This window comes from Pedobacter sp. 01N416, assembly GCF_056399685.1.
In genome coordinates, this window is sequence record NZ_JBFTRT010000297.1 from 1 (window position 1) to 8,152 (window position 8,152).

General features: G+C 37.4%; 8 protein-coding genes. 2 read left to right on the forward strand and 6 right to left on the reverse strand.

Going from position 1 to position 8,152, the window contains the following annotated elements; genetic code table 11:
- Positions 1–98 precede the first annotated feature (98 nt).
- Both AC1DND_RS16535 and AC1DND_RS16540 read right to left on the reverse strand, forming a co-directional pair.
- Entirely contained in the window at positions 99–1,403 is a 1,305-nt protein-coding gene (locus AC1DND_RS16535) for a DEAD/DEAH box helicase (RefSeq protein WP_477583243.1), read from the reverse strand.
- Between the two features lie 50 nt (positions 1,404–1,453).
- Positions 1,454–1,672 (reverse strand): hypothetical protein, encoded by a 219-nt coding sequence (locus AC1DND_RS16540; protein WP_029274122.1) that lies wholly within the window; start codon positions 1,670–1,672, stop codon positions 1,454–1,456.
- 237 nt (positions 1,673–1,909) lie between these two features.
- On the opposite strand from AC1DND_RS16540, the gene AC1DND_RS16545 reads away from it, so the two are divergent.
- Complete coding sequence (locus AC1DND_RS16545; protein ID WP_477583244.1) at positions 1,910–2,383, forward strand: ribonuclease H-like YkuK family protein; 474 nt, start codon at positions 1,910–1,912, stop codon at positions 2,381–2,383.
- Between the two features lie 653 nt (positions 2,384–3,036).
- On the forward strand, positions 3,037–3,504 hold the full coding sequence (locus tag AC1DND_RS16550) for an SRPBCC family protein (RefSeq protein ID WP_477583246.1): 468 nt from the start codon (positions 3,037–3,039) through the stop codon (positions 3,502–3,504).
- On the opposite strand, the gene AC1DND_RS16555 is transcribed toward AC1DND_RS16550, so the two are convergent.
- The 4 genes from AC1DND_RS16555 to mnmL form a co-directional block, all read right to left on the reverse strand.
- Positions 3,505–4,083 carry a DUF4468 domain-containing protein gene (locus AC1DND_RS16555; RefSeq protein ID WP_477583248.1) on the reverse strand — a complete coding sequence of 193 codons (579 nt, stop codon included), beginning with the start codon at positions 4,081–4,083 and terminating at the stop codon, positions 3,505–3,507.
- Positions 4,084–4,179: 96 nt separating this feature from the next.
- Complete coding sequence (locus AC1DND_RS16560) at positions 4,180–5,205, reverse strand: porin (RefSeq protein WP_477583250.1); 1,026 nt, start codon at positions 5,203–5,205, stop codon at positions 4,180–4,182.
- Positions 5,206–5,242: 37 nt separating this feature from the next.
- Entirely contained in the window at positions 5,243–6,346 is a 1,104-nt protein-coding gene (locus tag AC1DND_RS16565) for an ammonium transporter (RefSeq protein WP_477583251.1), read from the reverse strand.
- A gap of 346 nt (positions 6,347–6,692) precedes the next feature.
- Positions 6,693–7,640 carry a tRNA modification radical SAM protein MnmL/YtqA gene (mnmL, locus tag AC1DND_RS16570; RefSeq protein ID WP_108198438.1) on the reverse strand — a complete coding sequence of 316 codons (948 nt, stop codon included), beginning with the start codon at positions 7,638–7,640 and terminating at the stop codon, positions 6,693–6,695.
- Positions 7,641–8,152: the final 512 nt, after the last annotated feature.

Sequence of the window (8,152 nt, forward strand, 5' to 3'; positions counted from 1 at the left end):
ATTGAATAAACGGTTAAATGAATAAATTATTGAATGACTACAGAAATAAATCTAGAACTTTAAGCCCCGTTTTTCCAATGAACCAATGAACCAATGAACTAACTCGCTACTTCTAATTTAAGTTTTTTTCCTTTAATTTTTTCGCCGCTCAATGCTTTCAATAATTTTTCTACTTTGCTTCTTTTAACCGCGACGTAACTGGTGGTATCTTTAACTTCGATCAGGCCAAGATCTTCTTTTGTTAAATTACCTTTCTGCAAAAATAAACCTACAATATCAATTTTGTTAATTTTATCCTTCTTGCCATGTGCAATGTATAAAGTTACCCAATCGCTGGCTTCTGGTAATTTATACTTTTCGGATAAAACTTCCTCCTCAATATCTTCCGGCAAATACTTATAGTGTTCTTCTGAAGTTAAAATGGCATAGGCCGTTCCTTTTGCATGCATCCTTGCCGTTCTGCCATTGCGATGGATATAGGCATCTTCGGTGTAAGGTAATTGATAATGTACAATATGTTCCACCTCAGGAATATCCAGACCACGGGCAGCCAGATCTGTTGTGATTAAAATCCGATGGCTACCATTTCTAAATTTAAGCAATGCCTTTTCTCGATCGAACTGTTCCATCCCACCATGAAAAACATCGTGACCTAAACCATTTTCGAAAAGTAAATCACTTATCCGATCTACAGTTTCCCTGTGGTTACAGAAAACCAATGTATTTTTACTACCTATTTTACTCAGTAATCTGAAAAGGTAATCTAACTTATCGGCAGCAGGTGCTGTTATTTTTCTGAGCTTTAGATCTGGTTTTGCTTCGATATTTTTTGAAAAATCGACTTCAACAGGCACATTTAGCTTTACAAAAGCAGGAATTTCTTCCATTTTGGTAGCAGAAGTAAGTATACGCTGTTTTAACGAAAGCAGTGAGCCAATGATATAAGACATGTCTTGCTCAAAGCCAAACTCCAGTGCTTTATCAAATTCATCTAAAACTAAGGTTTCGATAAAAGATTCGTCAAAGTTTTGATGCTCTAAATGGTAAGCTATCCTGCCAGGCGTTCCGATCAGGATGGCAGGTGGGTGTGCAAGATTATTCTTCTCTATCCGTACGGCATGACCACCGTAACAGCAGTTTACTTTAAAAGAAGTACCCATTTGTTTAAAAACCTGCTCTATCTGTAAGGCAAGCTCTCTCGAAGGGACCAAAACCAAGGCCTGTACCCCTTTTACTCCGGTTTTTAGGTTGGAAAGTAATGGCAATAAAAAGGCCAGCGTTTTCCCCGAACCCGTTGGCGCAATCAATATTACATCTTTACCAGTCTTGGCTGCTTTTACAGAAGACTCCTGCATCTCATTAAGTGCAGTAATATTTAATTTTTTTAAGGCATTTTCTATCATTCCGCCATAAAGGTAATCATTTCTCTTTACGCCCAGAACTACAGCCTTAGTTACGGCTTGAAAAATCTTTCCCTAAGTTTCCGCAGCGTAGAAAAGTTTAATCTTTTCTCGAGCAACATTAACATGTTACCACGTTTTGACATTGATGATAGCACTTTTTCGTTAACGGCATCAACCGAAGATAAGATCTTGTCRGCCAGTTCATCTGCAAATTTATTCGCTCTGCTATTTTGTAATAACTGGAGCTCTTGAATTAATTCTGCTCTCATAATTAAGATTTTTTAATGAATGTACAAATATTAACGGACCGAATAATAATTTGTTTCAACAAATAATAAGTTCATCCAAACTATTATCACTAACTTGTTGATAACTAACTTTTTGTTAGCAAATAAACAACCTAACCTTAACACATATTTAATTTTTAGCACTTATTTTTATAAAAACCTGATTACCATTCGTCCCAAAGGGATTCCTTTGGAATTAACCTCAAAAAATACAAATGTATGATGTGGAAAAAATTTAGTGGTGAAATTATTCAATCTTCAATCCTCGAAGAAGTAGAAAACGCGATTATCAGAGAAAGCCAAAACGGCTTTAAGCTTAAAGTTTGCATCGGTACCGATTCGCAGGTAAAAGGCGCAGTAACCGATTTTGCAACCGTAATTGTGCTGTTAAGAGAACATCATGGCGGTTTTATGTACATCCATCAGGAAAAAAGCACACAACAGGTAAGCATTAAAGAAAGAATGTTAATGGAAGTGCAAAAATCAATCGAAACTGCTTATTCTATTTGTGATTTACTTGATATTTATGACGTGGCTTTAGAAGTACATGCCGATATCAACACCAGTCCATCGTTTAAATCGAACAAAGCACTTAACGATGCCATGGGATATATTTTAAGTATGGGCTTTATTTTTAAGGCTAAACCAGAAGCATTTGCCAGTTCTACCTGTGCAGATAAAATGGTGCATTAGTGTAAAGCTTTGACAAATTTATTGGCCAAATGCTAGAAATTTGTCAAAGCTGATTATTTAATGAACATTTTTTTTTGGAAAGCAATTGCAGTAGCTTTTTGGTTATTGCAGTCCCGCTCCCGCTTCTGCCGACTGAAATATCGGCATCTCGCTTTGATCGGGTTTAGGCGGCTTAAACAGTACAGCTATTCGGGGCAAAACAGACAACCAATATCAATCTCTTTACAAACTATACAGTTAAGTCTTCGACTATTCCACCATTGACATCACTTTATATTTATTTGAATATGAATGGTTTACAAACTACGCATTTCCACCTAACTAGGCCATAGCACCATATCCCCGTTCTACTTAAATCCGGCCTAACAAATTTTTCGGGCTCCACCGACACGGCCAACCTACTAACTTCGAAAGAAAACGGCGAAGCCCTCATGAATGCAGCTGAAAACTATAATATAAAATGAATAAATTTTCAGCCGGTGTTTTTTGTTTCTTTTTGACAGCAAAAAGAAAGAGCCCATCGGCGGCGGCGAGCCGAGGAAAGCATGAGCTGTAGGCAAAAAATTAACCCAAAGACTGACATTAAATCCACAAGCTTTAACTTATTCCCTCAACAAAACCCCATCTTTGTTGTTGTGCTTTAAAACAAAAATTTGAAAACTTATAGATTAGAATTTACCCAAAAACTCCCTGTTGATCTTGATACCGCCTGGGACTTTTTTTCTTCGCCAATAAACCTGGCCGAAATCACCCCAAAGAATATGACCTTTGATGTAACCTCACCAAACATCGTCAATACTAAAATGTACCCTGGCCTGATTATCACCTATAAGGTTGCCCCATTGTTTGGCATTAAATTAAACTGGGTAACGGAGATAACACACGTTAAGGATAAGGAGTATTTTATCGACGAGCAACGGTTTGGTCCATTTGCTTTCTGGCACCACCAGCACCATTTCGAAAAAATAGATGGCGGTGTATTAATGCACGATACCTTACACTATAGCATTGGCTGGGGACCAATCGGTGTTATCGTAAATGCCATGGTGGTGAACAACAAAATCAACGAAATTTTTAAGTTCCGTTACCAAAAGGTTGAGGAATTATTTTCTATGCGCTAATTACCATTTTTTCGTTGAAATGGTTTCAGCTTTCTTTTTGGCTTTTTCAACCCTATTGGTTGCTAAATACTTCTTAAAATCATCACCAAATTTTTCTATCTTATTATAAGCGCTGTTTAAAATGTCTTTCCATGCGCCCGCACTCAATTTGCCAGGCGTACGCTCTAATGGTACGCCAATTTTAGTAGTCGCTACAAAATTCCCATAGCGGTCTCTTTGATATGGGATAAACAGTATATCGGTTAACCAAAACCTATATTTGCCATTACGCGCCTCAAAAACGAAATTATAACTTACTTCTCCGCTTGGATGGCCAGCTACCAAAATTGTTTTATCAATTACCATAGTTCCTTTAGCCAAAACAGAAGAATCGGTAGCACTTTCTTGCCTCATCGATTTTTTATAAGCAACATTAACAAAAGATTTAGCCCTTTGCAACAAGGTATCTTTGCTTATCATTTGCGAGTCTACCACCTGATAATAAATAAATTTACCATTATCATCTTTCGAAAACTGTTTTTGCTGCGCAGATAATTGAATTGAAAAAAGAACAAGAATAATAAAAAGAAGATGTTTCATTTGGAATCGGTTAACAGGCAAATGTAATTATTTAAAGGTACGAAAAAGCCGTCCCGATTTACATCTGGACGGCTTGATATTAACATTTTTATTTCCTTAAAAAGCGTAAACGGCTGCCAAAGAGAATTGGCCACCATTCGGTGCCGCAGCGCCACCTTCTTTGAAGAACGGTTTATCACTATTGTGGTCTAATCTTACTTCTGGGATAAATGTTAAACCACCAGATTTAATGTTTGCAGTAAGTGTTACTGCAGTAAAAGCAGTAGCCGGAACTGCACCCGCGGCTTTAAATTTAAAGTACTCACCTCTTAAACCTAAAGTTACTGCATYCAATACAGCAAATTGAGGGTATAAGGCAGCACCTGCGTAACTTCCCGGTACCGAACTATCTTTGATATCATAATTGGCTGCATTTAAACCCAATTTAAATTTCTCTGTAATTTGATATGAAGTGGTTAAATCGATAATCGTTCCATACCCGCCAAAACCAGCTCCCGATAAGGCATTGATGTAAGCAGTCCAGCCTTCAACAGGAGCAACCATTAACTGGCCACCGATAGCCGAAACACCTCTCGAAGCGGAATAAACATTCCAATCGTTAAATAAACCAGCCATTAAACTTACTTTATCGCTGAATTTATAAGTAGCTTTAATTCCCGCATTTTGGAACGGACCATTGGTAAACAGGTAGGAAGTAGAATAGTTAAAGTTTCCAACTGGAGAGATTACCTCATATCCAATAAATGTACCCATGTAACCTGCTGTCATGCTAAACTGATCAGTAAAATCGTAGTTAACATATAAGTTTTGAATATTAAAAGACGAACCTCCGGCTGCAGCATCAGGAATAGATTGCGATTGTCCTCTAGGGCCAAAAGAAAGCTCTCCAACAAATGAAGCTTTACCTGTTTTTTTCTTCAAGGCAATATCAATCATACCTAACGATACCGAGTTGTGATCAGTTACAAAAGATGTTTTTCCGTTTAATGGATTTTTAGCAAAATCATACTTAAAGTACGTATCTACCGATCCTGAAATTTCAAGTGGTGATGTAGTGGTCTCTTGAGCCAGGGCACACGTAGTGCTGGCCATTGCAAAAATAGCGGTTAAAAGTTTCTTCATGTTTGAGCTTATTTTGAGTTTAGATATTATAAAATCCTTAAGATACTGATTCTGTTAATGGACTGTTTTTTTCGATATAGATCGCTCTTTCTTCAACTAGCAAGGTACCTTGAGAGTATTTCTCGTCATGTTGAGATGCATCAAGTCCCATTTCTTCTTCTTCTTCTGATACGCGGATCGGTTGAATCAGGTTGATGAATTTGAAGATGATAAATGATACAACAAAACTGAAGATGATTACAATTACAGCACCTTTTAATTGCGTGATAAAGAAAGCCGGGTTACCATAAAACAAGCCATCAGCACCAGCAGCATTTACTGTTTTTGTTGCAAAAACACCGGTTAACAACATACCAACGATACCGCCCACACCATGACAAGGAAAAACGTCTAATGTATCATCTAAACTGGTTTTTTGTTTCCAAGAAACTACAAGATTAGAAATAACTGCGGCAATAGCACCAATAAATATACTAGATGGAATACTTACAAAACCTGCACCTGGTGTAATGGCTACCAAACCAACTACTGCACCGATACAAAAACCTAAAACCGAAGGTTTTTTACCTCTTGCAACATCAAAGAACATCCACGATAAACCTGCAGCACCAGCAGCCGTATTGGTAGTTAAGAATGCCGAAACAGCTAAGCTATTTGCACCTAATGCAGAACCTGCACCTACCACTAAACCTGGGGTAATAATGGCGAACATTAATTGAAACACTGCAAATAAAGAAAGCGGAATGGTTAAGTCTGCTCCTCCCTGAAGATGTGGTGCTCCAGAATTTACACCTTTAAAGAACAAAAACGTTGAGGGATTTCCAATGAAACCACCAATGGTATCTCCGAAGGCTAAACTAAAACCTACTACTGTCCATAAAACTGTAATTACTCCTGCCGCTACCACACTTTTAATCATGGTAGATAATACATTTTTTCGGTGAACCATTCCACCATAAAAGAATGCAAGGCCTGGAGTCATTAAAAATACAAGCGCAGAAGCGATTAATATGAATGCAATATCAGGCCCACTATACTTGCCTTCATCAAAATTAGGAAGAAGTGGAATAAATAGAGCGAAAATTGCGACAATCATCAATATCGCAAAAGGCGCATACTGTTTAAAGGAGAATTTACTCATAGTTTTTAGTTTAATTTGTTTGTATTGTTTAAATAATTGAAATATGCTTGATTTATTTTTCTAAAAATACGACATATTGTAGTTTTTACACCATTTAATTGAAATATTTTAATAAAAACAAGTGATTTTTATAAAACAACACAAAAATTAACCTTAAAAATAAAAATACCAAAAAATACAGGGGATTTTAATACAAGTTTTTAATAAAAACAAAATCACATATTAACCATCATTTATATGATTTTACCCAAAATTTGTAAAATTTTGACTAAAAAAACCGATCATTAACAGAAAAACCCATGAAATTTCATGGGTTTTTAAAAAAATCGTTAAAAAATTTAACTTTTTACGAAAAATAAGCAGATCCTTGAACCACTCCTCTTTTTTCGATTTCTTTATCCATATAGGTTTGAATTGCCGATTTGTTAAGTCCCCAGTTAGGCGCAATCAACAAATCCCAATCCGAAATGCCAAAAAGCCGCTGAATAACAATATCCGGACGTAATAAAGGGATTAATTCGCAAAGTAAGTCGGTATATTCTTCTAGAGAAAACAATTTAAAGGGTTCCTTTTTATACTTAGCGCCCATTATCGATCCTTCTACAACATGAAGGTGATGGAACTTTACAAACTTGATTTGCGGAAAACGGTTAATTTCATGAATGTAGCCGTGCATCTGCTCGCGGGTTTCCCAGGGGAAGCCAAAAATGGTATGCACGCACAGATCGAGCTTACTATCTTTTAAAAGTTCTACAGCAGCAACAAATTCGCCATGACTGCAACCTCTGTTGATCTGATCGAGGGTTTCATCATAAATCGATTCCATGCCCATTTCTAAATCTACATCGAAGCGGTCGGTATAACTTTCTAACAAAGCTACCTTTTCTGCATCGATACAATCAGGACGTGTACCCACAGCAAAACCAACAATATCTTCGGTATTAATCGATAGCGCTTCATCATACATCATCTTTAAATAATGTACTGGTGCATAGGTATTGGTATTAGGCTGGAAATAAACAATATACTTATCAGCTTTATAAGAAGTTTTAGCCCTTAACATGCCTTCGGCAAGCTGATCTTTAATATTTGGATTTTTACGCGAAGGCTCCGGCGTAAAAGAATCTACGTTACAATACGTACAACCACCGTAACCTTTGCTCCCATCGCGGTTGGGGCAGGTAAAACCACCATCTACAATTACTTTAAATACACGCTGCCCTTTATACTTTTCGCGCAAATGCGTGCCGTAATTTTTATAACCCTTTATCCCTGAATCTACTAGTGTTCCCATTATTTGCAAAAATACGCTTTTTGTTCGAGACGAGTGATTAGGGAGGTGAGATTTGAGATATTAGACAAGAGATGTGAGATTTGGCGTACAATTAGGGTTTAGGGTTTAGGGTTTAGGGTTTAGGGTTTAGGGTTTAGGGTTTAGGGTAAACAACCAGCAACTCAACAGTGTTTAAAAATTTAGTTTTTTTTTTCAGAAAAGCAAAGCCTGTGGTTCGTCGCAGTGCCAGTCCCGCCACATGCTCATACGCCTGCAGGCCTTACACACAGGGCTGGTATCCGCCTGTCGGGTTTAGAAAACTGAGTTTAAGCACAGTTTTGAGTTACTTAAACCCGGTAGCAGCGAACACGATCCCGATTTTTCTATCGGGAGAAGTAAAGCGGATAACGGGGCTTTCGGAACCKATTGAAACAGAACCCTGCTYTTCAAAATGCGAAAATGGGATTTGGAGCGGTAAGATTTAGCATATATATAAGGTAGAGGGTTTAGGGTTTAGGGTTTAGGGTTTAGGG

Coding starts and splice junctions, on each gene's coding strand:
- AC1DND_RS16535 (WP_477583243.1), bottom strand. CDS start 1,403: ATGATAGAAAATGCCTTAAAAAAATTAAATATTACTGCACTTAATGAG.
- AC1DND_RS16545 (WP_477583244.1), top strand. CDS start 1,910: ATGATGTGGAAAAAATTTAGTGGTGAAATTATTCAATCTTCAATCCTC.
- AC1DND_RS16555 (WP_477583248.1), bottom strand. CDS start 4,083: ATGAAACATCTTCTTTTTATTATTCTTGTTCTTTTTTCAATTCAATTA.
- AC1DND_RS16565 (WP_477583251.1), bottom strand. CDS start 6,346: ATGAGTAAATTCTCCTTTAAACAGTATGCGCCTTTTGCGATATTGATG.
- mnmL (WP_108198438.1), bottom strand. CDS start 7,640: ATGGGAACACTAGTAGATTCAGGGATAAAGGGTTATAAAAATTACGGC.